Below are 25,665 nucleotides of genomic sequence, written 5' to 3'. Positions count from 1 at the left end.
ATCATCCGCAGGAGTGACCTCGCATGCACATATGTGCACATCGCTAGTGGGCTCCTCCACCGCGCTTCTAGCGTCTGTCGGCACGACAAGACCCTGCGAGGAGCGTGAACACCATGAACGCCACGGACCCGACAATCTGCGCCGCAGACCCGCCAGACCTCGCGCCCCTGCGCGAGACCGCGCAACGAGTGCTGGGCCCGGACTCCGGACCGGACACCCTTCCACCACCCGCCGACGAGCTGGACACCCTCGTCGCCCAACTACGCGGCCACATCGAGCTGCTCGCCCCCGAGGTCGAGCGCATGGCCGGACGACTGCCGGAGGCGAGCCTCGCAGGCCATGGCGCCATGGCCTGTGTCGAGGAGGCCCGAGACAAACTCCGTGCCCCCGACCTCAGCAGGACCGCACCGAGCTGCGGCGTGATGTACGCCCGCAGGCTCGCCCGGGTCCTGAACGTCCTGTGCGCGCAGTACGAGGTCCTCGGCACTCTCGGCCCAACGGGCCGGACACCGGAGCAGACCGCGTTCCTGCGTCTGGCCGAGCACTGCGCAAGCTGCCGGACCTGCCGAACCGCGGACGAGACGGGCGCGAACGCCGGGCTCCCCTGCGCGGAAAGCGACCTGCTGTACGGGGAGTACCGACAAGCCCGTGCTCGCCTCACCCCAGCTCGCCTCGGCAGCCATCGGCGGCCGGCGGAGGCTTCGGCGTGACCCCCACCCATGATTTCCAGGAACTGTGCGAGCGACTGGTGCGCACAGCGGAGTCGCCGAGTGCTCGGGCCGCCGTTCAAGCGCTGGCCGAGGAGCGCACGATTCTGGACGTCGCCGCGGCACGGTACGCCCTGAGCGTCGACCCCAACGGTGGTGCCATGGCCTGCTTCGAAAGGCTGGCGGGGCGCCAGTACACGCTCGGCCTGGACGAGCAGCAGCGCGCGTTCCTGAGCCTGGTCCTGTCGATGGTGGGCATCGGGCTCACCACCATCGCAGCCGTGCAGGACCTCGACGACCGCCGTCTGCCGATCATCCTCCGGGCGATCCTGCGGCTCGCGGGCAACGACACCATCGCCGTCGGCACCCGCATCTAGCCCACTTCATGACGAGCCCTCACTCTCCAGGCCCCGATACACCGCCCCCACCCGCTCCCGAAACGGCCGCCGCCCCACCGCCTTCACCACCTCGTTCAACAACTCCGCCAGCGGCATCGACAGCTCCGCGTCCAGCTCCGCCATCGCCGCCGCCGTGGCCTCCCACTCCGCCTCGATCCGCGGCAGCAGGGCGCGGGCCTTCGGGGTCAGGTCGATGAGGCGGCGGCGGCCGTCCAGGGGGTCGGGGGTGTGGGTGACCAGGTCGGCTCGGGCCATCTGGGCGGCGGTCTGGCTCGCGGCCGAGTGGGTGACGCCGATCGCTGCCGCCAAGTCGCTTACGGACAGGGGGCCTTCGGTCAGGAGGACGCGTACGGCCGGGGAGAAGCGGGGCCGGTATCCGGGGAGGCCTTGTTCCTCGTAGATCTTGCACACGTCGCCGTCGAGCAGCTCCAGGACGTGGCGGAGCAGGGTTCCTACGGCGGCCGGAGCCGGGGTGTCTGCCATCCTGTTAATCTAACAGTGCTGTTATGTATCGGGAGGGGTGTCCTGCGTGACCGAGCTCTATCCCCCCATCGAGCCGCACGACCACGGCATGCTCGACATCGCCGACGCCGACGGCAACCGCGTCTACTGGGAGACCTGCGGGGATCCCGCGGGCAAGCCGGCCCTCGTCCTCCACGGCGGGCCGGGATCCGGAGCGGGGCCGTTCTGGCGGCGGCTCTTCGACCCGGCGGCGTACCGCATCGTGCTCCTCGACCAGCGCGGGTGCGGGCGGAGCACGCCCGACGCCGCCGATCCGCGGACCTCGCTCGCCGCCAACACCACACCGCATCTGATCGCGGACGCCGAGCGGTTGCGGCGGCACCTCGGCATCGAGGAGTGGCTGGTCCTCGGCGGCTCCTGGGGTGTGACCCTCGCGCTGGCCTACGCCGAGCAGCACCCGGGATCCGTGTCGGAACTGGTCCTGTTCAGCGTCACGAACACCAGCCGCCGCGAGGTGGAGTGGGTCACGCGGGACATGGGGCGGATCTTCCCCGAGGAGTGGGCCCGGTTCCGGGACGTCGTACCCGAGGGGGAGCGCGACGGCAGCCTGGTGGAGGCGTACGCACGGATGCTCGCCGACCCCGATCCGGCCGTACGGGAGCGGGCCGCGCGGGAGTGGTGCCGTTGGGAGGACGTGCATGTGTCCACCCACCCCGGGCACAAGCCCGATCCCCGTTACGAGGACCCGCACTTCAGGATGCGCTTCGCCCGCCTCGTCACGCACTACTGGCGGCACGCGGGCTTCCTGGAGGACGGGGCGCTGCTGCGCGACGCCGGGAAGCTGGCCGGGATCCCGGGTGTGATGGTCCACGGGCGGATGGACATCAGCGGGCCCCCGGACATCGCGTGGCAGCTGGCGCAGGTCTGGCCGGACGCGGAACTCGTGCTGATCGGCGGGGAGGGCCACGGGCTGTCGGGCGGCACCACGATGGATACCGTGCTGGCGGCTACGGACCTGTTCCGGCCGGTCGGGAACGCGCGCGTCGTCTGACGCGGCCACGTCCGCGAGCGGCTCGCCACGCCGCAGCCCGAGGGCATCGTCGTAGAGGCGGATCCGCTCGCCGGGTCCCCGGGGCCAGACGCCTGTCCGGCGAGATCGGTGAACTCCTGTGTGTGGACACGGTGTTGAGCATGCATGCCCTACACGGTGGCGCGGGCGGAGGCGGGCGGGTCGCCGTCCCGCAGCAGGCCGATGAGGCGTTCGGTCGCGACGGCAGGTCCTGGTGGCGGGCGGCGAACGGACCGAGCAGCTGGAACTCCCTGGGTACCGGGCAGCTTACGTAGACATCGTTTCTTATGGTGTGGTTCCTGTGGCGACACGGTCGTAGGGTTGCCGACTGTTTTCCAGGAAGGGGAGCTTGGTGAGCTCGGAGCAGTGGTCCAGGATCATTTATGTCTCTCTTGCAGTGATTTTCGCTGCACTGTGGGTGTGGTTGCTTGTTGCCCTGTTTGGGTCTGGATCCTGAGGCACAGCAATGGCCTAAAAGGGCTGATCCACATGACGCTCCGGTGGCGCCGTCTACGGTCCGACGATGTGCCGCAGATAGGCGTGCGGGTCGGCGAGATAGCGGCGCCAGTGGTCCACGACGCCGAGTTCCTGCCAGGCGACTCTGCGCAGGCCGTGCTCGCCGACCTCGACGATGTCCGCGCCCGGCAGGGCGGTCAGGAGCGGGGAGTGCGTGGCACAGATGACCTGGCCGCCCTCCTTGGCCAACCGGTCGATGTGCCCGATCAGTTCGAGGCAGGAGGAGAAGGAGAGCGCCGCCTCGGGCTCGTCGAGAACGTAGAGCCCGGCGTGCAGGAACTTCCCGCGGAACGCCGCGAGAAAGCCCTCGCCGTGGCTGACCGAGTCCGGTGAGAAGCCCTCCCTGCCGAGCGCGTCCAGCGCGGTCTCGGCCCGGAGGAAGAAGCCCTTGCGGGCCGACCAGCTCGTGACCATACGGCGCCCGCGCGAGGCCGCGTCGAACTTGATCCGCTCGCCGAGCGCCGACTTGCCGCGCGGGGAGGCGTAGCGCCAGTCGTGGGAGCCGCCGTAGGAGTCCAGGCCGAACCCCTCCGCCAGCGCCTCGACCAGCGTCGACTTCCCCGAGCCGTTCTCGCCGACCAGGAAGGTCACCGGTGCGGTGAAGCGCAGCCCCTCGTCGAGCAGCTGCCGGACGCAGGGCACCGACCAGGGCCAGGCGTCCTCGTCGTACGAGGAGAGGTGGGCGTACGCACGTTCGACAATCACCCGACCAGTGTCGCTCAGGACGCGGAAGGAGCCCCCGTATCCACGCCGACGACGGTGAGGCTTTGGTCAGAGGCCGGGGCCAGACTGGCGCACGCCCTTGCGGCGAGCCCTGGCGTCGGGGAGGGGCAGGGCACCCTGTCGCGCGGCCTGTACATCGTCGACGGCGTCTACACGATGGACATCAGCGCCACCGGATACAAGGCCGTCCATCTCGTCCGGGGGGCTACGGACGACCTGTGCGCCCGCATCGACTGACGCGACCGAGGGGGTCCGCTCTACGGGAGCGGACGCCAGTCGTGACCACGCGAACTGGCGCTGTTTCCCCGTGAAGGGATGCGGGGACGGTTGTAGACCGAGTCGTGTCGGCGCATCGGCAGATGGACAGAGCGCCCACCGCCTGATGCCCGCCCCTACCGCCGGCGGCCCCCCGTACTCTCCCTCCGCACCAACCGCGTAGGCACCAACGTAGTCCCGAACTCCGCCCCGTCCTCCCGTAGTTTGCCGAGCACCCCCTCCACACACAGCCGCCCCACCTCCGCGAAGTCCTGGTGGATGGTGGTGAGGGGCGGGAGGAAGGACGCGGACTCGGGGATGTCGTCGAAGCCGATGACGCTGATGTCGTCGGGGACCCGGCGGCCGCGTTCGTGGAGGGCGCGGAGCAGGCCCAGGGCCATCTGGTCGTTGGCCGCGAAGACCGCTGTGCAGTCGGGCTCGTCGGCCAGTCGCAGTCCGGCCCGGTAGCCGGACTCGGCGGACCAGTCGCCGCGGACCAGGGGCGGGGTCGCCCGGCCCGCGGACCTCAGCGTGTCGCCCCAGGCGTTGGCGCGGCGCTGGGCGGCGAAGGAGCCCTCGGGGCCGGCGAGGTGCCAGACCGTGTCGTGGCCGAGGTCGAGGAGGTGCCGTACGGCGTCACGCGCGCCGCCCGCCTGGTCGGTGTCGACGACGGTGTAGCGGTCGCCGGCGTCCGAGTCGGCGACGACGACCTGCACACCCGGCGGCAGCGAGACCGTCGCCGCGTCTAGCAGATGGATCTCCATGATGACGATGACGGCGTCCACGGCGAGTTCGCCCAGGCGGGAGAAGGCGCCGTTCACCTCGTCCTGGGTGGGGACGGCGACCGGGAGCAGGGTCACGGCGTAGCCGTGCTGCGCCGCCGACGTGGCGATGGCCTCCAGGGTGCGGATGTTGCCCATGGTGGAGAGGGAGAAGGTGATCACGCCGAGGGTGCGGAACTCGCCCCGGCGCAGCGCCCGGGCCGCGCTGTTGGGGCGGTAGCCCAGCTCCCGCATGGCGTCCAGGACCTGCCGGCGGGTGTCCTCGGTGACGCCCGGGAAGCCGTTGGAGACGCGGGAGACGGTCTGGGAGGAGACACCGGCGAGCCGGGCGACGTCGGCCATGGACGCGCCCTGGCGGGGGCGGGCCGTACGCCTTCTCGTACGGCTCGTACGGCTCGTACGGCTCGTACGGCTCGTGCCGCCGGTGCTCCCGGGTTCGCTCTCGCCGTCCACTGTGCCCACCTGCCCCTCGCTCCCCTCGCCGCCCACCTGGCGCGAAAAATTAGGTCCGGAACGACTCCTTGACCCCTGAGATTCGGACAGTGTAGACATCCCGCCAGTGAATGTTTACGTAAACATTGCCAGCGCACCAGAGCCCTGGAGTACTCGAGATGGCACACCGCACCCGTAAGAGAAGGCTCCTCGGGGCCATCGGCGTCACCGCCCTGGCGACCGGAACCGTCCTGGCCACGACCACCCTGCCCGCCGCGCACGCCGAGACGACGACGTCGTCCCAGGCCGCCACCGCCGCGGTCACCGTCCGGCCCGACCCCTCCTACTCGGGGGAGAAGTTCGAGGGCTGGGGCACCAGCCTGGTCTGGTTCGCCAACGCCACCGGCGACTACCCGCCCGCGGTACGCGAGAAGCTCTACAAGCTCCTCTTCGGCGACGAGGGCCTCGCGCTGAACATCGCCCGCTACAACATCGGCGGCGGCAACGCCCCGGACGTCAAGGACTACCTGCGGGCCGGCGGGGCCGTCGAGGGCTGGTGGAAGGCGCCGGCGGGCACGACCCGCGAGGACGTCGACTGGTGGGACGCCGAGGACTCCGGCGACTGGAACAAGAACGCCGACAAGACGCAGCGCTGGTGGGTCGACCGCATCAAGAAGGACATCACCCACTGGGAGACCTTCAGCAACTCCCCGCCCTGGTTCATGACCGAGAGCGGCTACGTCTCCGGCAACTTCGACGCGGGCAAGGACCAGCTCAAGCCGGAGTCCGTCGAGGACTTCGCCAAGTACCTGGTGGGCGCGACCGAACGCCTTGAGAAGGCGCACGGCATCAAGGTCGACACCCTCGACCCCTTCAACGAGCCGAACACCGACTACTGGGGCACCAAGCTCGGCCCGGACGGCGAGCCGACCGGCGGCCGCCAGGAGGGCGCCCACATCGGCCCCGAGATGCAGCAGAAGGTGATCCGGGCGCTGGCCCCGGTGCTGGACAAGTCCCGGTCCGACGCGGAGATATCCGCGATGGACGAGACCAACCCGGGCACGTTCGCCACCAACTGGAACTCCTACCCGCAGGAGGTGCGCGACCTCGTCGACCAGATGAACGTGCACACCTACGGCACCGGGCAGCGTACGACCGTCCGCGACCTGGCCAAGGCCGCCGACAAGCCGCTGTGGATGAGCGAGGTCGAGGGCGACTGGGGCGACGGCCAGAGCTTCACGGACATGCGGCCCGGGCTGGGCCTCGCCCAGCGCATGGTCGACGACCTGCGTGAACTGGAGCCCAAGGCCTGGGTGTTCTGGCAGCCCGTCGAGGACTACGACAACATGAAGCCGGGCGGCGAGTCGGCCAAGGGCGGCAACTGGGGTGAGATCCAGCTTCCGTTCAGCTGCACCAAGACGGACACGCTGAAGTCCTGCCCGGTCTACACGAACACCAAGTTCGACACGGCCCGCAACTTCACGCACTACATCAAGCCCGGCGACCGGCTGATCAAGACGAACGACACGTCCAGCACGGCGGCGGTCTCCCGCAAGGGCGACGCGGCGACGGTCGTCCACGTCAACAGCACGGCCGAGGCCCGTGAGGTCACCCTCGACCTGTCCAAGTTCGGCCGGGTCTCCTCCCGCGCCACCGTCACCCCCGTGGTGACCAGCGCCGACGGCAAGCTCGACCAGCAGAAGGCCGTCCGCGTCAACGGCAAGCAGGCCACGCTCACCGTGCCCGCCCAGTCCGTGACGTCCTTCCTCGTCAAGGGCGTGTCGGGGGTCGCGAAGGACGCGGCGGAGCTTCGCAAGGGCCACACCTACCGCCTGACCGGCGCCCAGAGCGGCAAGGACCTCAGCCTCGCCGACAACGGCACGGGCCTGGTCATCCGGAGTGCGAACGCTTCCGACCCGAGCGGTCAGGAGTGGAAGGTGGAGCAGATCCGAGGGAGTGACAACCGCAAGCGGTACGTCCTCACCGAGGCGAGCGAGGACAAGCGGCTGGCCATCCGGAACGGCGCCCTGGTGGCCGAGCCGGACAAGGGCCGTCGTGACAAGGCCACCGAGTGGATCATGTCGACCACCGGCGACGGCACCTGGACCCTCGTCAACGCCGCGACGGGTCAACTCCCGGACGTCTCCGGCCAGTCCACGAACGACGGCGCTTCCGTCGGCGTGTGGACGCCGAACTCCGGGTCCAACCAGCGATGGAAGCTGACGGATGTGACGGCCGACTAGCAGCCCCGCACCCTACGTCCTCCTGCGGCGCCCCCGCCTGCCGCCACCGTTCCGGTGGCCGGGCCGGGGGCGTCGCGCTGTCTCACCCGGCGCCCCCCCCGGCGCCCCCGGCGTCACCAGCCCCGCCTCGTACACGGCGTCAGCCGTTCTCGGTGATCTCGACCATCCGCAACGCCCGCCCCATGGTCTCCGCGAGCGACGGCCCCGCCGCTCTGGCGGACCGCAGCGCCCAGTCCTCCACCGCGACGCGCATCGCGGTGTTCAGCGCGCCTGCTTCCACCCGGACCGCGAGATCGCCGACGGGCCGGCCCGTGCGGTCGGCGATCATCTCGGCGAACGTCGTCTCCGCGTCGTAGTGCGCCTCCAGCCACACCGCGCGCAGCCCCGGCTCGTCGCGGCACAGCAGCAGCAGGTCGCCCAGGGTCCGCAGGCGGGGTGTGGCGTCGTCGTCGTACCGGACGCTCAGGATCGCCTCGGCGAGTGAGCCGTGCTCGTTCCGGTCCTCCCTCAGATGCTCCGTCAGCAGTTCGAGGCCCGTGGTGAGCAGGGGGCGTACGCACTCCTCCTTGGAGCGGAAGTACCGCCACAGCGTGCGCGTCGACACCCCCGACGCGGAGGCGATGTCCTCCGCGGTCACCGCCGCCACGCCCTTGGCGGCGAAGAGCCGGACCGCCTCCTCGGCGATCTCCATACGCGTCTCGGCGCGCCGCCGCTCCGTCAGCGGTGGCCGCCCCGTGGCACCACCTGCTCGTCCGGCCATGCGCCCTCCTCGACTTGCCGTGCTCACTCTATTTTACGTCGCGTCACGTCTGACTGGCGTGAAACGACCTGGTGGCACGTCGCGTCTTTATGTCGCACTGAGACAAAAACCAGTACCGTGCCTGACGCCACACCAAGCCGCACCACATCACCGCGACGAGCAGACGAGCAGAGGAGTGCCATGGGAGCGACGGGTCTGTCAGGAAAGAGCGTCATCGTCACCGGAGCCGCCTCCGGCATCGGCCGCGCCACCGCCCTCCGGTTCGCTGCGGAGGGAGCGAAGGTCGTGGTCGCCGACCTCAACGCGGAGGGCGCCAAGAGCGTCGTCGAAGCCATCGAGTCCGCGGGCGGAACGGCCCTCGCCGTCACGGGCGACCTGAGCGACGCCGCGGTGGCCGACGCGGTCGTGGCCGCCGCGGTCGGCGCCTTCGGCGGCATCGACGTCCTGGTCAACAACGCGGGCGTCATGGACAGCATGTCCGCCGCCGCGGACGTCACCGACGCCGAGTGGGAGCGGGTGCTGCGGGTCAACCTCACGGCACCGTTCCTGCTGGCGCGTGCCGTCCTGCCGCACATGATCGCCGCGGGCGGCGGAGCCATCGTCAACACCGCGTCGGAGGCGTCGCTGCGGGGCAGCGCGGCCGGTACGGCGTACACGGCCTCCAAGCACGGGGTCCTCGGCCTCACCCGCTCCCTCGCGGTGATGTACCGGGACCAGGGCATCCGCGCCAACGCCATAGCCCCGGGCGGCACGGCCACCGACATCACGGCCGATGTCCACATCGACCGGGAGGCCCACGGACCGTCCGTCGTCGGCAGGCACTTCGTCAACATGGGCCGCATCTGCGCACCGGAGGAGCAGGCCGCCGCCATCGTGTATCTCGCCTCCGACGCGGCGAGCGGTGTCAACGGCGTCATCCTGCCGGTGGACAACGCCTGGGCCGCGGTCTGACCGGCCATCCCCCTCGACTTTCCCGAGTTGAACGAGAGGACACGCATGTCCACCCCCCACACCCCCGAGCCGGCCCTGGGCTTCGACCCGGACGCCCTGCGCGAGCGGTACCGCGCCGAGCGCGACCGGCGGATCCGTCCGGACGGAAACCGCCAGTACCGCCGTACCGCGGGCGAGTTCGGCCACTTCGACGAGGACCCGCACGCCGAGCCCGGCTTCACCCGGGAGCCCCTGCACGACCACGTCGAGGTGGTGGTCGTCGGCGGCGGGTTCGGTGGTCTGCTCGCCGCCGCGCGGCTGCGCCAGGCGGGCCTGCGGGACATCCGGATCATCGAGAAGGGCGCCGACGTCGGCGGCACCTGGTACTGGAACCGGTACCCGGGGATCCACTGCGACATCGAGTCGTACGTCTACCTGCCCCTGCTGGAGGAGCTCGGCTACGTCCCGAAGTGGAAGTACGCGCCGGGCGAGGAGATCAGGGAGCACGCCGAGGCGATCGCACGGCACTTCGACCTCTACCGCGACGCCTGCCTGCGGACCCAGGTGAGCGAACTGCGCTGGGACGAGGCCGAGTCCGTGTGGGTCGTCGCCACCGACCGCGGCGACCGGATGACCGCCCGGCACGTCGTCGTGGCGACCGGCCTGCTCAGCCAGCCCAAACTGCCCGGGATCGAAGGCATCGAGACCTTCAAGGGGCACATGTTCCACACCAGCCGCTGGGACTACGACTACACCGGCGGCGACGCGAACGGCGGCCTGACGGGGCTCGCCGACAAGCGCGTCGCACTCATCGGTACGGGCGCCACGGCCATCCAGGTCGTCCCGCACCTCGGCCGGGACGCGCAGCACCTCTACGTGTTCCAGCGCACCCCGTCCTCCGTGGACGTGCGCGGACAGCGCCCCACGGACCCCGAGTGGGCCAGCTCGCTGAAGCCCGGGTGGGCCCGGGAGCGCAGGGACAACTTCCTCGCCGTCGTCACGGGCGGCCGCGCCGAGAAGGACCTGGTCGCCGACGGCTGGACCAGCAGCGCCCGCCTCCAGCAGAAGCTCATCCCGACCAACAGCTACGACGCCCTCACGCCCGAGGAGCGCGAACGCCTGGAGGAGATCGCCGACTTCCAGAAGATGAACGAGCTGCGGGCCCGGGTGGAGACCATCGTCGAGGACCCTGCCACGGCCGAGAAGCTCAAGCCCTGGTACCGCTACATGTGCAAGCGGCCCACCTTCAGCGACCTGTACCTGGAGACCTTCAACCGGCCGAACGTCACCCTGGTGGACACGGCCGACCACGGAGGCGTCGAGCGCGTCACCGAGCACGCCGTCGTGGTCGGCGGGGTGGAGTACGAGGTCGACTGCCTCGTCTTCGGCACCGGCTTCGAGGTCGGCGTCTCCGGGCTGCTGTCCGGGCAGCTCCCCGCGTACGGCAGGGACGGCACCGCCCTCCTGGACTCCTGGCGCAAGACCGGCCCGAGGACCCTGCACGGTTTCTACAGCCGGGGTTTCCCCAACCTGTTCATGCTCGGCTCCGTACAGAGCGCCAGTTCCGTGAACTACGTGCACGTCCTGGACGAACAGGCCACCCACGTCGCCGAGGTGATCGCGGAGGCGGTGAAGCGCCAGGTCCCGTGCGTCGAGCCGACGGCCGAGGCGGAGGCCGCCTGGGGCGACACGATCCGCCAGAAGTCGGCGGACCTGTACGCGTTCCAGTCCGAGTGCACCCCCGGCTACTACAACGGCGAGGGCATGCCCAGGCCCCGCAGCGAGTCCTACGGCGACGGCCCGGTCGCGTTCTACGAGCTGATCAGACGCTGGCGCGCGGAGGGCGGCATGGGCGAGGTGCTGGGATCGTGACGGGCAGGTACATCGGGGGTGAGGTGCGCGGCACCCGCTGGCAGGCCCGGCGCCTGAACTCCCCCAACCCCCTGTGGGGTTCCAACGGCGTGGCCTTCGGCCCGGACGGGCGGCTGTACGTCGCCCAGTTCCTCGCCGGGAAGATCAGCGCCGTGGACCCGGCCACCGGGGAGGTCGAGGTCGTCGTCCCGATGGACAGCCCCGTCGAGTCGCCCGACGACCTGGCCTTCGGGGCGGATGGTTCGATGTACATCGCCGATCTGGTCCCCGGCCGGGTGTGGCGCCGTAGTCCCGAGGGCGAGTACAGCCTGGTCTCCGAGGAGGTGCGGGTGCCCAACGGCATCACCTGCGTCGGCGACCGGCTCTTCGTCAACGAGATGAAGATGAACGGCCGTCTGCTGGAGCTCTTCCCCGGGGGCGGCGACCCGGTCGTCCTCACCGACGGACTCGCCTTCGGCAACGCCATGCAGCTGGGCCCGGACGGCTGCCTCTACTACCCGCACATGATCAGCAGGCAGGTCTGGCGCATCCCGCCCGACGGCGGGCTGCCCGAGGTGGTCGCCGAGGACGTGCACGACCCGGTCGCGGTCCGCTTCGACCTGGGCGGCGTCCTTCACGTCCTGTCACGCGGCCCCGAGGGCATCGTCACCCGCGTCGACCTGCACGGCACGGGTGCGCGCACGCTGGTCACCAGCGAGGTCACGGGCCTGGACAACGCCGCGTTCGACGCGGAGAACCGCATGTTCGTCTCCAGCTTCGCCAGCGGCGGCATCACGGAACTGCGTCCCGACGGCCGCACCCGCCCGATCGTGCCCCGGGGCCTGGACGGCCCCTACGGCGTGACGATCGACCTGGGCGGCACGGTGTACGCGGCCGACCACTACCGGCTGGCCCGCCCGGAACAACCCGACGAGGGCGGCTCGGGCGACGTCGCGACGGAGATCCTCCAGCCCTTCTTCCACGGCATCACGGCCGACGGCGGACTCCTGCACACCACCTCGCAGTTCGGCACCGTCCAGACCTACGACCCCGCCACCGGCACGACCCGGCTCAGGGCGAACGGCCTGAACCAGCCCCTGGGCATCGCGACCCGGGCCGACGGCGCCCTGGTCGTCGCCGAGACGGGCGCCGGCCGGGTCGTCGCCATCGACGGGACCGACACGCTCACCGTCCTCGCCGAGGGCCTCGACCACCCCGTGGACGTGGCCTTCGACGCCGAGCAGCGCTGTTACGTCAGCGACGACCGGCGCGGGGCGATCCTGCGCGTCGGCGACGGCGAGGCGGTGCCGGTCGCGGAGAACCTCGGCGCCCCGCAGGGTCTCGCCGCCCACGGCGACGAACTCTTCACCGTGGACACCGCACACCGACGGCTGTGGTCGGTCTCCCTGACGACGGGCGCCGCCCGTGTCGAGGCCGAATCGCTGGCGGTGGGCATCCCGCCGGGCACCGCTCCCCGCCCGGCTCCCGCGCTCTTCACCCACCAGGTCCCCGGCCTGGCCCACCGCTTCGCGGGCCTCACCGCGGCCCCGGACGGCTCCCTGCTGCTCTCCGCGAACGGGGAGGGCACGGTGGTGCGGCTGGCGCCGGCCGGGGGTTGTGAACTGTTGTCGAAGTAGTGAGTCGTAGTGATCTCTGGTGAGTGTGAGTGAGTGCTGGGGGTGGCTTCACTCAGGCGTGCAGGCCGATCTGCTCCGCATGCGGTGTGTTCTGAGTCCGCCGCGAGGAAGGAACAAGAGTTCTTGGGTCGAATGGGTGACCTTTGCGGAGGGTGCTCGTTGAGTGCGGTGACGGAGATCTTCGGGCCGGGACGGGGTGAACGGGTGGGTGGTCTGCGGGTGAGCGAGTCGGATGCGGCGGTGCTGACCGAAGTCGGAATGTTCCTGGGCTCGCTGGCGGCTGGTGATCTCGCGGAGCGTTCCCGGCAGGGGCCTGCGCATGATGCCGCCTCGTGGGCGGTACGCAAGCGGGAGTTGACAGGCAGGTCGTCGGCGCGCTGGGCGGGCAGTATCACCAAGGCCACCCACGATCAGTGGGCGCTGGCCCGGCGCGGACAGGCCGCCCACCGGACCTGGCTGCGCGGGCAGATCACCGCGATCGAGGCACGGCTGGCCAGGCCCCTGCGCGCCAAGGCGGACAAGCGGGCAGGACTGGTGCGCGGCTATGCCACCCGCGGCGAGTGGCATGCCAAGGCGCGCCGCCTGCACGCGTTGAAGGACCGCCTCGCGGGGTTGGAGGCGGACTGGGCGGCGGGCCGGGTGCACGTGGTGCGCGGCGGCAAACGCCTCGCCCACACCCGCCACCACCTGGAAGCGGCAGGGCTGAGCGAGCAGGCGTGGCGGCAGCAGTGGCAGGCGGAGCGGATGTTCCTGACCGCCGACGGGGAGTCCGGCAAACGCTTCGGCAACGAGACCATCCGCATCACCGACACCGGACACCTCTCCATCAAGCTCCCGGCTGAACTGTCCCACCTGGCCAACGCACCGCACGGCCGGTACCTGCTGGGTGCCACCGTGGCGTTCAAGCACCGGGGTGCGGAGTGGCGCGACCGGATCACCTCGAATCGGGCGGTGGCCTACCGCATCCACCACGACACCGCACGCGGCCGCTGGTATGTGACCGCCTCCTGGCAGCGCGCCGCCACCCCCGTCCTCCCGCTTCACTCGGCGCTCGCCCGCGGGGTGGTGGGGGTGGACATGAACAACGACCACCTGGCCGCCTGGCGACTGGATGTGCACGGCAACCCGGTCGGCGAACCGCAGCGCTACTTCTACGACCTGAGCGCCAGCGCGGAGCACCGGGACGCCCAGATCCGGCACGCACTGACCCGGCTGCTCCACTACACGCAACGGTGCGGGGCGGCCGCGATCGCGATCGAGGACCTCGACTTCACCGCAGGCACCAGCCGGGAGAAGCACGGCCGCAACAAACGCTTCCGCCGCCTGATCTCCCGCTTCCCCACCGCGAAACTCAAGTCACGGCTGGTATCGATGGCGGCCGAGCAGGACATCGCGATCGTCGCGGTCGATCCCGCCTATACCAGCCGGTGGGGTGCACAGCACTGGCAGAAACCGCTGGCCACCCCGGCCCGCACAATGTCCCGGCACGATGCGGCGAGCATCGCGGTCGGGCGACGCGCCCTCGGGCATCCGATCAGGCGACGGACGGCACCGCCCCCACACGACCAGAGTGATCGTGTGGGGCATCGGACCGTCCAGGCCCGACCGGAGACCCGACGGCGTGAGGAAACCCGCCCCCACCCACCCGGACCGCGCACCAGATGCGCGCCGCCGGGGCGTGGAGCGAAAGCGGGCGACCAGGGTGCCCAACACCGTTCGGGGCAACCGGCTGAGCACGAGTCCTGGCAACAAGACTCACTCCCGCTCAGCCTTTAGGAACGGTGACACATAAGACCCGCGGTTCAGCGGCGGCGGCCCCGGGCGGGCCTGGCGCGCCGGCTGCGCGAGGCGGCACCCGTGCGTGCGGGGCGGTTCTCGGCGGGCGGCGGGGTGAGCACGACGGGCACGCCCGAGGGCGCCTGGGCGCCGGTGATGCGGTTCAGTTCGGCCTCGCCCGAGCGGACCCGGGTGATCCGCGGCGTGATGCCGGCGTCGGCCATCAGCCGGGCCGTCTCGCGCCGCTGGTGCGGCAGGACCAGCGTGACGACGGTGCCCGACTCACCGGCCCGGGCGGTACGGCCGCCCCGGTGCAGATAGTCCTTGTGGTCGCCGGGCGGGTCCACGTTGACGACGAGGTCGAGGTTGTCGACGTGGATGCCGCGGGCGGCGACGTTGGTGGCCACCAGGACGGTGACCTCGCCGTCCTTGAACCGGGCCAGGGTCCGGGTCCGCTGGGACTGGGACTTCCCGCCGTGCAGGGCCGAGGCGCGCACCCCGACGGCCAGCAGCTTCTTGGCCAGCCGGTCGGCGGCGTGCTTGGTGTCCAGGAACATGATCACGCGCCCGTCGCGGGCGGCGATCTCCGTCGTGGTGGCGTGCTTGTCGTCGTCCTCCACGTGCAGCAGGTGATGCTCCATCGTGGTGACCGCGCCCGCGGACGGGTCGACCGAGTGGACCACCGGGTCGTGGAGGTACGTACGCACCAGACGGTCGACGTTGCGGTCCAGGGTGGCCGAGAACAGCAGCCGCTGGCCGCCGGTCTGCACCTGGTCGAGCAGGGCCGTCACCTGCGGCATGAAGCCCATGTCGGTCATCTGGTCGGCCTCGTCCAGGACGGTGACCGAGACCCGGTCCAGCCGGCAGTCGCCGCGGTCTATGAGGTCCTTGAGCCGCCCGGGCGTCGCGACGACGACCTCGGCACCGGCGCGCAGCGCGCTCGCCTGGCGGCCGATCGACATCCCGCCGACCACCGTGGCGAGCCGCAGGCGCAGGGCGCGGGCGTAGGGGGTGAGCGCGTCGGTGACCTGCTGGGCCAGTTCCCTGGTGGGCACGAGGACGAGGGCCACCGGCTGCTTGGGCTCGGCGCGCTGCCCGTCGATCCGGGCCAGCACGGCGAGGCCGAAGGCGAGGGTCTTGCCCGACCCCGTGCGGCCGCGGCCCAGGACGTCCCGGCCGGCCAGCGAGTTCGGAAGCGTCGCGGCCTGGATCGGGAAGGGCTCCACCACGCCCTCGCCCTTCAGCGCGGTCAGCAGCCGATCGGGCAGGTCGAGGTCGGCGAACGCCTCGACGGCGGGCAGCGCCGGGGTGATGGTGGCGGGCGGCGCGAATTCGCCGCCGGGGGCGGTACGACGCCGGGGGGTGCCGCGTCCCGCGCCGGAGGTACGGGAGGAGTTGTTCCGGCCGCCCGTCCTGCGGGAGTGGGGCGAGCCGTTGTTCTTGCGAGCGGTGCGATCCAAGGGGATCCTTCCTCGATGCGGCACGTATCGGGGAATTCCCGGAGGTCAGACGGCTTCTAGGGGCCGCACCAGGATTCGCAAGAATGAGCCGGTTGGGGGATGAGACATGCCGGGGCCCGCACCTCAAGGGTGCGGGCCCCGGTCACGTCGAACGCGTCAGCGTCAGGCGGGAACGATGTTCTCGGCCTGCGGGCCCTTCTGGCCCTGCGTGACGTCGAAGGTAACCTTCTGGCCTTCCTGAAGCTCGCGGAAGCCGGAGGTGGCGATGTTCGAGTAGTGGGCGAAGACGTCCGGGCCGCCACCCTCCTGCTCGATGAAGCCGAAGCCCTTTTCCGCGTTGAACCACTTCACGGTGCCAGTTGCCATAGTGAATCTCCCTTGAGGGGCAAGTTCCCGAGACCCGCACTTTACGGGCTCGGAGTCGCCGCAATGATCACCCTCGGAGAGATCCGAAAATCCTCGGAAACTAAAAAGAGTGCTCGTCGACGAAGGTCGAAAGAGCACTCGAAGTCTCTGGGAACCAAAACTGCAACGCCAGCCAAGGTAGCACAGGTCGACTCGGAAGGCCCGGGATTGTCGTACCCGAGGTGGACCCGCCGGCCCGTTCGTACTGCGTTCCGAGTACCCCGGATTGTCGGCAGCCGCACGACGACGCGGGGGCCTTGTCACGGACACGCTGGGCGGACGATCGACACCGGATGTGGAGACCTGCTGCCGTGGCAACTTTCCTGTATCGAGTGGGCCGTCTGGCCTTCCGGCGACGCTGGTACGTCGCCCTGGTCTGGGCGGCCGTCCTGGCCGCCGTGGGGCTCGGAGCCCTCAAGGCGCCGGGGGCCGTGGACGAGGAGTTCTCGATGCCCGGCATCGAGTCCCAGAAGGCGTTCGACCTCATGGAACAGCGCTTCCCCGGCGCCACGGCCGACGGGGCGACCGCCCGGGTCGTCTTCATCGCGCCGGGCGGCGAGAAGGTGACCGCCGCCGAGAACAAGGAGGCCATCGAGAAGGCCGTGTCCGGCCTCGGCGACGGCACGCAGGTCGCGAGCGCCGTCGACCCGTTCCAGGCGAAGACGATCAGCAAGGACGGCACGACCGCCTTCGCGACCGTCACCTACAAGGTCAAGTCCACCGACCTCACCGATGCCAGCCGTACCCAGCTGGAGCACACCATCGAGGGAGCCCGGGACGCCGGGCTGACGGTCGAGGCGGGCGGCACCGCGCTGGCCGCCGAGGGCGGGCCGGGCGGCATGGCCGAGGTGATCGGCGTCGCGATCGCCGCCGTCGTGCTGCTCGTCACCTTCGGCTCGCTGGCCGCCGCCGGGCTGCCCCTGCTGACCGCCGTCATCGGCGTCGGCGTCAGCATGGCCACGATCCTCGCCCTGTCCAGCGCCCTCGGCCTGTCCACCACCACCGGCACCCTGGCGATGATGCTGGGCCTCGCCGTAGGCATCGACTACGCCCTGTTCGTGGTCTCCCGCTACCGGGAGGAGCGCGCCAAGGGCAGTACGCCGCAGGAGGCGGTCGGCATGGCCGTCGGCACGGCCGGGTCCGCGGTGGTCTTCGCCGGGCTCACCGTCGTCATCGCGCTGGCCGGGCTCGCCGTGGTCGGCATCCCGATGCTCACCAAGATGGGCCTGGCGGCGGCGGGCGCGGTCGTCGTCGCCGTACTGATCGCGCTGACCCTCGTCCCGGCGTTCCTCGGCTTCTGGCCGAACGCGGTGCTCCCGCGCCGGGCCCGCAAGAGCGGCCGGATCGAGCAGAGCACCGGGACCAACGGCGGCGCCCGCTGGGCCCGATTCGTCCTGCGCCGCCCCATACCCGTCCTGCTCCTCGGCGTCGTCGGCCTCGGTGCCCTCGCGCTGCCCGCCGCCGACCTGCAGCTGGGCATGCCCGGCGACGAGGCCAAGCCCACCTCCACCACCGAGCGCCGGGCCTACGACGCGCTCGCCGACGGCTTCGGGCCCGGCTTCAACGGGCCGCTGACCATCGTCGTGGACGGCAAGGGCGCCGCCGACCCCAAGGAGGCCGCGGGCTCGATCGCCAAGGAGATCGGCGGCACGGAGGGCGTCGTCTCCGTCTCCCCGGCGCGCTTCAACCAGGCCGGCGACACCGCCGTCTTCTCCGTCGTGCCGTCCACCGCGCCCACCGACGAGAAGACGAAGAACCTGGTGACGACCATCCGGGACGAACGGCCCGGCATCGAGTCGGACACCGGCGCGAGCTACGAGGTCACCGGCACCACCGCGATGAACATCGACATCGCCGAGAAGGTGCAGGCCGCGCTGATCCCGTATCTGATCGTCGTCGTCGGTCTGGCGATCGTCCTGCTGCTGGTGGTCTTCCGGTCGCTGCTCGTCCCGCTCAAGGCGGCCCTCGGCTTCCTGCTGTCGGTGCTGGCCTCGCTCGGCGCGGTCGTCGTGGTCTTCCAGCAGGGCCACGCCGCGGAACTCCTCGGTGTGGAGCAGACCGGTCCGATCATGAGCCTGATGCCGATCTTCCTGGTGGGCATCGTCTTCGGCCTCGCGATGGACTACGAGGTGTTCCTCGTCTCACGGATGCGGGAGGCGTACGTCCACGGCGAGTCGCCCGCGCAGGCGGTCACGTCCGGCTTCCGGCACAGCGCCCGCGTGGTCGCGGCGGCGGCCCTGATCATGATCGCGGTCTTCGCCGGGTTCATCGGCGAGAGCGACTCCATGATCAAGATGATCGGCTTCGGGCTCGCCTCGGCCGTCCTCTTCGACGCCTTCGTCGTACGGATGGCGATCGTGCCCGCCGTGCTCGCCCTGCTCGGCGACAAGGCGTGGTGGCTGCCGAAGTGGCTGGACCGGGTGCTGCCCCGGGTGGACGTGGAGGGAGAGGCGCTCAGCCGCCGGACCGAGACGGAACCGGCCCCGGACGGCACTCCCGATCTGGAACCGGCGCGCACCTGACCCACCCCCCACCAGGGCCGCCCGTGGCGAAGGACACGGGCGGCCCCTCGGGCGTTCCCGCCCGGAGTCGACCACGATGGTCCCCAGCCCCACCTACCGGAGAGCCCGATGAGTATCAGCCTGGAGCGGCGCTACGCGGATCGCCTCGAGGAGTTCTCGGAACGCCATACGTTCCTCGTCGATCTGGCGATGGTCCTGGCGCTGATGGGCTGCGCGACCCTCGGCAGCTCCCTCACGCTGCCCGGCGCCGACCCGCCGGACCAGGACAAGACCGGTACCGTCCTGATGCTCGCGGCCTGCCTCCCCCTGCTCAGACACCGCACCCACCCGCGCACCGTCGTCACCGTCACCGCGGGCTGCACCGTGGCGGCCGTGGCCATGGGCTATCTGCTCACACCCCTGCTGCTGGCACCGATCATGGCGGCGCTCTACTGGCTGGCCGCGCTCACCGACCGCGGGACCACCCGCGTCTACGGCCTCACCACCCTGGTGGCGGTGACGCTCGCGGCCGTCTTCTCCGACTCCATGAACCATCTCTCGCTGCTGCTTCGGACGATCGGCCCGTTCTTCTGGCTGCTGCTGCCCCTCGCCGCCGGGAACATGACCAGGCTGCGGCGTGCCTACCTCCAGGCCGTGCAGGCCCGGGCCGAGCACGCCGAGCGCACCCGGGAGGAGGAGGCCCGGCTGCGCGTCACCGAGGAGCGGATGCGCATCGCCCGGGAGCTCCACGACGTGGTCGCCCACCACATGGCGCTGGCCAACGCCCAGGCCGGCACGGCCGCGCACCTCGCGCTCACCAGCCCCGAGCAGACCAAGAGGATCCTCACCGACCTGACCGGCACGACGTCCTCCGCGCTGCGGGAGCTGAAGGCCACGCTCGGCCTGCTGCGCGAGAACGACGACGCCCCCGGCTCCCCGGGTCTGGAACCGTCCCCGGGCCTGGCCCGGCTGCCCGAGCTGGTCTCGGCGTGCGAGTCGGCGGGGCTGGAGGTCACCGTCGTCACGGAAGGGGAGCCGCGGCCGCTCTCACCCGGGGTGGATCTGACGGCCTTCCGGATCGTGCAGGAGGCGCTCACCAACGTCACCAAACACGCCGCCGCCGAGGCCGCCCACGTCCGCCTCGAATACGCCCACTCCCGCCTGCTGATCACGGTCCTCAACGAGGGCCCCAGCAAACCGGAGCCCGCCCAGGGACGCGGCTTCGGCCTCATGGGCATGCGCGAACGCGCCCACTCCATCGGCGGTGAACTGCGCGCGGGCCCGCGCCCCCAGGGCGGCTTCGAGGTCACCACCGCGCTGCCGCTGCAACCCTCCACCGACACCGCGGAAGGAACCAGGCCATGGGCATCAGGGTTCTGCTAGCCGACGACCAGGCCCTGCTGCGGGCCACGTTCCGGATCCTCATCGACTCCTGCGCGGACATGGAGGTCGTCGCCGAGGCCTCCGACGGCGCGGAGGCGGTGGAGCTGACCCGCGCCCACCGCCCCGACATCGTCCTCATGGACATCCGTATGCCCGGCACCGACGGCCTCGCCGCCACCGCGACCCTCTGCGCCGACCCGGAGCTGTCCGCCACCCGCGTCCTCATCCTGACGACCTTCGAGACCGAGGACTACGTCGCCGAGGCCCTGCGCGCCGGTGCCAGCGGCTTCCTCGGCAAGGACGTCACCGCCGACACCCTGCTGGCCGGTCTGCGCACGGTGGCCTCCGGCGAGTCGCTCCTCTCACCCGTCGCGACCCGCTCCCTCATCACCCGCTTCCTGCTGGCCCCCGCCCCCGGCACCCACCTCGCCCCGCCGGAACGCCTCGCCGACCTCACGGTCCGCGAACGCGAGGTGATGGCCCTGGCCGCGGAGGGCCTGTCCAACACGGAGATCGCCGAGGACCTCACGCTCAGCCCGCTGACCGTGCGCACCCACATCCACCGGGCCATGACCAAGCTGAACGCCCGCGACCGGGCGCAACTGGTCGTCATCGCCTACCAGACGGGCCTGGTACGGGCGACGCCGCCGGCGACGTAGGAGGGGAGGGCTACGGCCTGCCGTAGGTCGCCACCATGATGTTCTCGGCGACCTTGTTCATGCCCTGGCCCTTGGCGTCGGTGGAGTTGACGCTGTAGACGAGGGTGCGTGAGCCGTTGCGGGTGGAGGCGATGGCAGCGTTGTAGCCCCAGCGGCCGCCCGTCTTGCCCCACACCTCGCGGCCGCCCAGCACCTTCATCGACAGACCGGCGGAGTAGGCGGCTCGCTCGCCGCTCTTGAGGTCGGTCACCCGCGGCAGGGTGAACATCTCCTCCAGCAGCGGCCCGCGCACGACCCGCCCCCGGAACAGGGCCTTGGTGAAGCGTTCGAGGTCTTCGGTGGTCGAGATGATGTCCCCGGCCGCCCAGCCGTCCGTCGACCCCCACACGGACACGTCACGGAGCCCGACCGTGCCGTCGTCGAGCCGCATCGTCTGGTAGCCGTGGTTGTGCGGCCCGACGATGCGCGGGTTCGCGCCCGGGTAGTAGGTGTCGCGCAGCTTCAGCGGCTTGAACACCCGCTCGGCGACCTGGTCCTCGTACGCGTCGCCGGTGACCCGCTCGACGAGCAACCCGGCGATCGTGTACCCGATGTTGAGGTAGTGCTGCCGCTCGCCCGGCGCGAACTCCGGTGTCTTCGATGTCGCCGAGCGGACCATGGCGCGGGGGTCGTACACCTGGAAGCGGTGCTCGTACGCCTCCTCGACCGTGCTGCCGGGGAAGTCGGGGGCCGGGATGCCGTGCGTGTGGTTGAGGAGCTGCCGGACGGTGACGTCCTCGTACGCCGCCGGGATCAGGTCCGGGAGGTAGGAGCGGGCGGTGCGGTCGAGGTCCAGCCGGCCCTCTTCGGCCAGTTGCAGGGCGACGGCGGCGGTGAAGACCTTGGTCACGGAGCCCGCGCGGAAGCGGGCGTCGGGGTCGGCGGGCCGGTTGCTCCGCAGGTCGTGCACGCCCGAACTGCCCCGCCAGGTGCCCTCCTTGCCGCCGACCCGCACGAGCGCGGCGGTCGCGTCGGCGGTGGGCAGGCCGGCGATGGCGGTCTCCAGGGCGGTGTCGCGGGACTGCGCGGACACCACGGCGGCCGGGGCGGCCGGGCCGGACGCGGCGGCCGGGACGACCGACGGCCCCGCCACGACCACCCCCGCGACGAGCACGGCGACGGTCAGCAGACGGCTACGGGTCATGGTCAACTCCGTTGATCGGAACCGGTGTTCGGGACGGTTCCATCCTCCGGACCCGCGGCGCCCGGCGGATCGCCCCAGCGGGCGGTCCCGGCCGGTCAGTTCCTCGCCGACGCGGGGGAGGAACCGTCGCGGCCGCCTCCCCCCGGCGGGGGATCACCGGCCGCGATCAGCCCCGTCTCGTACGCGCAGATCACGGCCTGGATCCGGTCCCGCAGCCCCAGCTTCGCCAGCACGTTGCCGACATGTGTCTTCACCGTGTGGTCGCTGACCACCAGCTCGGCGGCGATCTCGGCGTTCGACAGCCCCCGTGCGAGCAGCAGCAGCGTCTCCCGCTCCCGCCCGGTCAGCACGTCCAGACGCGGATCGGGGCGACGGGGGCGGGCGGCGCCGGGCCGGGTGTACTGCTCGACCAGACGCCGGGCCACGGACGGCGCGAGCAGCGAGTCGCCCCGGGCGACGACCCGTACGGCGTGCACGAGATCGTCCCGGCGCACGTCCTTGAGCAGGAAGCCGCTCGCGCCCGCGTGCAGTGCCTCGTAGACGTACTCGTCGGAGTCGAACGTCGTGAGCATCACGGTCCGGCAGTCGCCCAGGGCGCTGATCGCGCGGCAGGCCTCGATCCCGTCCATGCGCGGCATCCTGATGTCGAGCAGCACCACGTCGGGCGCGTGCCGCCGCACCGCCTCGACCGCCTCGGCCCCGTCGCCCGCCTCCGCGACGACCTCGATGTCCGGCTGGACGTCCAGGATCATCGCGAAGCCGCTGCGCACCAGCTCCTGGTCGTCGGCCACCACGACCCGGATCGTCACGGCCCCACCTCCGCGGCGGCCGGTACGGGGATCGTCACGCGCACCTCGAACCCCCGGCCGTCGGCTCCCCGCCCGGTCACCGCGCTCCCTCCGTGTGCCGCGGCCCGCTCCCGTATCCCCGCGAGCCCGTGCCCGCGCCCGCCGCGGCCGGGTCGCGGCCCGTGCCCGTCATCGGTCACCCTGACATCCAAGTCGCCGCTTCCGTAGGTGAGTCGCACCGCGACGGTACGTGCTCCGGCGTGCCGGACGGTATTGGTCAGGGACTCCTGGACGATCCGGAAGACGGTGGCGGCGACCGCCTCCGGCACGGGCCGGACACCGCCCGCCGTCCCGTACGTGACGTCGAGGCCCCCGGCCCGCACCCGGTCGAGGAGCGCGGGCAGCTCCGCGAGCCCCGGCTGCGGCGCGCGCGGGGCGGCGCTGTCGTCGTCCCCCTCCCGCAGCACGCCCAGCATCCGGCGCAGCTGCGTCATGGCGTCCCGCCCGGTCGCGGAGATCGCGTCGAAGGCGGCCTCCGCACGCTCGGGCGCGGCACGCACCGCCACCGGACCGGCCTCCGCCTGCACGATCATCAGGCTCACCGCGTGGGAGAGGATGTCGTGCATCTCCCGTGCGATCCGGGCCCGTTCGCGGGCGGCGGCCCGCTCGGCCTCGACACGGTGCGCCCGCTGACGGGCGTCGGTGAGCCGCCCGAAGACATAGGCGGCCGTGAACACGATGAGCGAGAAGGTCAGTTCACGCGCGGACCGCGTGTTGAGCCACACCCCCACCGGCACGGCGACCAGCAGCACACCCCCGGTGACGAGCCGCTTCCACGCGGGCGACAACGCGGCGACCGTGTACGTGATCACGAGGCCGGTGTACGGCAGCGGCTGCCCGGGCCCGTCCACGGCCACCCCGTACAGCGCGGTGGTGGCCAGCATCGCGAACAGCACGGCGACGGGAGCGCGCCGCCGCCAGACCAGGGGCAGCACGGTGAGCGTGCTCAGCGCGTAGGCGCCCCAGGTCGCGGGCGGTGCCCCGGCCGCACGCGGCACGACGAACGGCATGGTCATAGCGCACTGCACGAGCAGCGCGATGCCGATGTCGACGACGAGCGGATTGGCGGCCGTCAGCGCCCGCCCGCGCTCCCACCAGAGTCGCGGATCCCTGCGTATACCCCCCATGCGTCACAAGGTAATGGGCCCTTCGGCTTCACGCCCCGGGGGCGCGAAAGGCGACCTGGCGGCGGGTGGCCTCGTCGATCTCGTCGAGGGTGAGGAGCGGGGTCGCCCGGGACTGGATGGCGCCGCTGGCCTTGACGGTGAGACTCACGGCGGCCATGGAGACGGTGTCGGGAAAGTCGACGATCATCACGAGGTCGTCCGCCCCGAAGGCGAAGTACATGGCCTCGACGTCCCCACCGAGCCCGGTGACGACCTGATCGACGACAGCCCGCCGCCCACTGGCACCCTCCTTGAGCAGCCCTTTGGTGCCTTCGGGCGTGTACGTGGCCTGGATCAGGAACTTCGGCATGGGGCATGCCTTCCCGGGGTCACCTCGGCGGCTACCGGCTCAGCGGGCGCATTCACTCGCCCGCGCCATACGGCCTGGCCGACGCGTCGCGCTCAGGAGGTGCTGAACCTCAGCACGGCACCGTCCTCGTCGTGCGCGACGATGGTCGCCTTCAGCGAGTCGCCGAAGCCCGCCTCGCCGCCCGTGCCACCGAGTTGCATCACCGTGCCGTCGGTTCGGAAGGTGACGTGGTCGTCCGTGACGGAGACGCGCACCTTCGTCCCGTTCGCCGTGATGTCCGCCGTGGAGGTCACCAGGACCTCGCACTCGCCGTCAGCGCAGGCGGCGAAGTTCCTGCCGTCCGCCGCCTCGGGCGCGGGAGTGTCCGTGTCGCCGGGCTGCCAACCCGGGGCGCACTGCTCGGCTTTCCGGTACGCGGCCGCGAGGTGCGGATCCTCATCGGCCAGCGCGGGCAGGTCCGGCTTCGGCGGGGTGAGGGTCTGGACGTGCTTGTCGACGTCCGTGGCACTCTCCGCGGCGTTTTCGAGGCCCACGGCCGGTGACACCGTTTCGAGTTTCGCCGCGACACCGTTCACCTTCTTCCGCAAGGCATCGAGCATTCGGTCGGCCGCGGGAACGCCAGTCGGGCCGAGGTCTTCCAGATCGCTCCGCACGCTGTCCACCGCCGACGGTGTGCCGGCGAGATAGCCGAGGGCGGTGGCACCGGCGACGAGATCTCCCTCGCCCGCGCCCCGGATCTCCTTCAGATCGGCGGCGCTCTCCGCCCGCAGATCCTCGAGGGCGATCGTCGCCTCGCAGACACCGCCCGCCCACTTCACCAATTCCGCGGACGGCGGCCGAACCTGCGTGGACGAGGCCGATTTCCTTCCGGCCGAGCCCGTCGCGCCGGCCGAGCCGTCCGCGTCGCCGGCCCCGCCGCTCCCACACCCCCCGACGGCCAGCACCAGCCCGGCGGCCACGACCGCGACGCTCCCTTTGTTACCCATCCGACGACCCCTCTCCCTGTGCCCGGCCACCCGTGGCGGTACGTATTCCGGAAGTGAATTATTCATGGGATTTCACGCCCCATTCCCTTCCGCCTCTGGTGAATCTCCCGTTCGTCGAAAAAGAATTCGAGCAAGGTGATATTACGTCAATAAGGGCAACCAATGCTTTCCGGACTTTATCCGCCGGTAAAGCCACGAAATCGTTTCGTCATATCTACGATCG

General features: G+C 71.1%; 23 protein-coding genes. 12 read left to right on the top strand and 11 right to left on the bottom strand.

Annotated elements, in window-relative coordinates; genetic code table 11:
• Positions 1 to 113 precede the first annotated feature (113 nt).
• Together ACZ6I3_RS32455 and ACZ6I3_RS32450 are read left to right on the top strand one after the other, a co-directional pair.
• Positions 114 to 710, top strand: a complete 597-nt coding sequence (locus ACZ6I3_RS32455) for a DUF6415 family natural product biosynthesis protein (RefSeq protein ID WP_469419524.1) — start codon at positions 114 to 116, stop codon at positions 708 to 710.
• Positions 707 to 1,084: a hypothetical protein gene (locus ACZ6I3_RS32450; RefSeq protein ID WP_469419523.1), complete on the top strand. Its 378-nt coding sequence runs from the start codon at positions 707 to 709 to the stop codon at positions 1,082 to 1,084. The genes ACZ6I3_RS32455 and ACZ6I3_RS32450 overlap by 4 nt, the downstream gene beginning before the upstream one ends.
• 6 nt (positions 1,085 to 1,090) lie before the next feature.
• Here the strand turns inward: ACZ6I3_RS32450 and ACZ6I3_RS32445 are convergent, their stop codons facing one another.
• The gene (locus ACZ6I3_RS32445; protein ID WP_469419521.1) at positions 1,091 to 1,588 is read right to left on the bottom strand and encodes a MarR family winged helix-turn-helix transcriptional regulator; all 498 of its coding nucleotides are present in this window, start codon (positions 1,586 to 1,588) and stop codon (positions 1,091 to 1,093) included.
• 46 nt (positions 1,589 to 1,634) lie between these two features.
• Between ACZ6I3_RS32445 and pip the strand changes: the two genes are divergently transcribed.
• Complete coding sequence (pip, locus tag ACZ6I3_RS32440) at positions 1,635 to 2,618, top strand: prolyl aminopeptidase (protein WP_469419520.1); 984 nt, start codon at positions 1,635 to 1,637, stop codon at positions 2,616 to 2,618.
• Between the two features lie 528 nt (positions 2,619 to 3,146).
• Here pip and ACZ6I3_RS32435 read toward each other — a convergent pair.
• Positions 3,147 to 3,857, bottom strand: a complete 711-nt coding sequence (locus tag ACZ6I3_RS32435) for an AAA family ATPase (protein WP_469419518.1) — start codon at positions 3,855 to 3,857, stop codon at positions 3,147 to 3,149.
• Between the two features lie 54 nt (positions 3,858 to 3,911).
• On the opposite strand from ACZ6I3_RS32435, the gene ACZ6I3_RS32430 reads away from it, so the two are divergent.
• Positions 3,912 to 4,112 (top strand): hypothetical protein, encoded by a 201-nt coding sequence (locus ACZ6I3_RS32430; protein WP_469419517.1) that lies wholly within the window; start codon positions 3,912 to 3,914, stop codon positions 4,110 to 4,112.
• A gap of 155 nt (positions 4,113 to 4,267) precedes the next feature.
• Here ACZ6I3_RS32430 and ACZ6I3_RS32425 read toward each other — a convergent pair whose 3' ends face one another.
• Positions 4,268 to 5,254 carry a LacI family DNA-binding transcriptional regulator gene (locus ACZ6I3_RS32425; RefSeq protein ID WP_469419553.1) on the bottom strand — a complete coding sequence of 329 codons (987 nt, stop codon included), beginning with the start codon at positions 5,252 to 5,254 and terminating at the stop codon, positions 4,268 to 4,270.
• Positions 5,255 to 5,523: 269 nt separating this feature from the next.
• On the opposite strand from ACZ6I3_RS32425, the gene ACZ6I3_RS32420 reads away from it, so the two are divergent.
• Positions 5,524 to 7,587 carry a glycoside hydrolase gene (locus tag ACZ6I3_RS32420; protein WP_469419515.1) on the top strand — a complete coding sequence of 688 codons (2,064 nt, stop codon included), beginning with the start codon at positions 5,524 to 5,526 and terminating at the stop codon, positions 7,585 to 7,587.
• 139 nt (positions 7,588 to 7,726) lie between these two features.
• On the opposite strand, the gene ACZ6I3_RS32415 is transcribed toward ACZ6I3_RS32420, so the two are convergent.
• Positions 7,727 to 8,347 (bottom strand): TetR/AcrR family transcriptional regulator, encoded by a 621-nt coding sequence (locus ACZ6I3_RS32415; protein ID WP_469419513.1) that lies wholly within the window; start codon positions 8,345 to 8,347, stop codon positions 7,727 to 7,729.
• 180 nt (positions 8,348 to 8,527) lie between these two features.
• On the opposite strand from ACZ6I3_RS32415, the gene ACZ6I3_RS32410 reads away from it, so the two are divergent.
• From ACZ6I3_RS32410 to ACZ6I3_RS32395, 4 genes are all read left to right on the top strand, one after another.
• Positions 8,528 to 9,298, top strand: a complete 771-nt coding sequence (locus tag ACZ6I3_RS32410) for an SDR family NAD(P)-dependent oxidoreductase (RefSeq protein ID WP_469419512.1) — start codon at positions 8,528 to 8,530, stop codon at positions 9,296 to 9,298.
• Positions 9,299 to 9,343: 45 nt separating this feature from the next.
• The gene (locus ACZ6I3_RS32405) at positions 9,344 to 11,149 is read left to right on the top strand and encodes a flavin-containing monooxygenase (RefSeq protein ID WP_469419511.1); all 1,806 of its coding nucleotides are present in this window, start codon (positions 9,344 to 9,346) and stop codon (positions 11,147 to 11,149) included.
• Positions 11,146 to 12,765 carry an SMP-30/gluconolactonase/LRE family protein gene (locus ACZ6I3_RS32400; protein WP_469419509.1) on the top strand — a complete coding sequence of 540 codons (1,620 nt, stop codon included), beginning with the start codon at positions 11,146 to 11,148 and terminating at the stop codon, positions 12,763 to 12,765. Before ACZ6I3_RS32405 ends, ACZ6I3_RS32400 begins: the two co-directional genes overlap by 4 nt.
• Before the next feature lie 258 nt (positions 12,766 to 13,023).
• Positions 13,024 to 14,541 (top strand): IS200/IS605 family accessory protein TnpB-related protein, encoded by a 1,518-nt coding sequence (locus tag ACZ6I3_RS32395; RefSeq protein WP_469419552.1) that lies wholly within the window; start codon positions 13,024 to 13,026, stop codon positions 14,539 to 14,541.
• 26 nt (positions 14,542 to 14,567) lie between these two features.
• Here ACZ6I3_RS32395 and ACZ6I3_RS32390 read toward each other — a convergent pair whose 3' ends face one another.
• Both ACZ6I3_RS32390 and ACZ6I3_RS32385 read right to left on the bottom strand, forming a co-directional pair.
• Positions 14,568 to 16,001: a DEAD/DEAH box helicase gene (locus ACZ6I3_RS32390; protein ID WP_469419507.1), complete on the bottom strand. Its 1,434-nt coding sequence runs from the start codon at positions 15,999 to 16,001 to the stop codon at positions 14,568 to 14,570.
• A gap of 162 nt (positions 16,002 to 16,163) precedes the next feature.
• Positions 16,164 to 16,367 carry a cold-shock protein gene (locus tag ACZ6I3_RS32385; protein ID WP_030846597.1) on the bottom strand — a complete coding sequence of 68 codons (204 nt, stop codon included), beginning with the start codon at positions 16,365 to 16,367 and terminating at the stop codon, positions 16,164 to 16,166.
• Positions 16,368 to 16,717: 350 nt separating this feature from the next.
• Here ACZ6I3_RS32385 and ACZ6I3_RS32380 point away from each other — a divergent pair, with 350 nt between their 5' ends.
• The 3 genes from ACZ6I3_RS32380 (at position 16,718) to ACZ6I3_RS32370 (ending at position 20,949) form a co-directional block, all read left to right on the top strand.
• Complete coding sequence (locus ACZ6I3_RS32380) at positions 16,718 to 18,928, top strand: MMPL family transporter (RefSeq protein ID WP_469419506.1); 2,211 nt, start codon at positions 16,718 to 16,720, stop codon at positions 18,926 to 18,928.
• 108 nt (positions 18,929 to 19,036) lie between these two features.
• Positions 19,037 to 20,290, top strand: coding sequence for a sensor histidine kinase (locus ACZ6I3_RS32375; RefSeq protein WP_469419504.1), 1,254 nt, complete (start codon positions 19,037 to 19,039; stop codon positions 20,288 to 20,290).
• Positions 20,269 to 20,949, top strand: a complete 681-nt coding sequence (locus ACZ6I3_RS32370; protein WP_469419502.1) for a response regulator transcription factor — start codon at positions 20,269 to 20,271, stop codon at positions 20,947 to 20,949. The genes ACZ6I3_RS32375 and ACZ6I3_RS32370 overlap by 22 nt, the downstream gene beginning before the upstream one ends.
• A 10-nt stretch (positions 20,950 to 20,959) precedes the next feature.
• Here the strand turns inward: ACZ6I3_RS32370 and ACZ6I3_RS32365 are convergent, their stop codons facing one another.
• The 5 genes from ACZ6I3_RS32365 to ACZ6I3_RS32345 form a co-directional block, all read right to left on the bottom strand.
• Positions 20,960 to 22,132 carry a serine hydrolase domain-containing protein gene (locus ACZ6I3_RS32365; protein WP_469419501.1) on the bottom strand — a complete coding sequence of 391 codons (1,173 nt, stop codon included), beginning with the start codon at positions 22,130 to 22,132 and terminating at the stop codon, positions 20,960 to 20,962.
• A 95-nt stretch (positions 22,133 to 22,227) separates the two neighbouring features.
• Positions 22,228 to 22,941, bottom strand: coding sequence for a response regulator (locus tag ACZ6I3_RS32360; RefSeq protein ID WP_469419499.1), 714 nt, complete (start codon positions 22,939 to 22,941; stop codon positions 22,228 to 22,230).
• Positions 22,938 to 24,107 (bottom strand): sensor histidine kinase, encoded by a 1,170-nt coding sequence (locus tag ACZ6I3_RS32355; RefSeq protein ID WP_469419497.1) that lies wholly within the window; start codon positions 24,105 to 24,107, stop codon positions 22,938 to 22,940. Before ACZ6I3_RS32355 ends, ACZ6I3_RS32360 begins: the two co-directional genes overlap by 4 nt.
• A 28-nt stretch (positions 24,108 to 24,135) precedes the next feature.
• Positions 24,136 to 24,456, bottom strand: coding sequence for a GYD domain-containing protein (locus ACZ6I3_RS32350; RefSeq protein WP_469419495.1), 321 nt, complete (start codon positions 24,454 to 24,456; stop codon positions 24,136 to 24,138).
• Between the two features lie 92 nt (positions 24,457 to 24,548).
• A complete protein-coding gene (locus ACZ6I3_RS32345) occupies positions 24,549 to 25,442 on the bottom strand; it encodes a hypothetical protein (protein ID WP_469419494.1) in 894 nt (297 codons plus the stop codon).
• Positions 25,443 to 25,665: the final 223 nt, after the last annotated feature.

The organism is Streptomyces sp. NPDC041940 (genome assembly GCF_055589465.1).
This window is presented reverse-complemented; position numbering and strand designations above follow the sequence as displayed.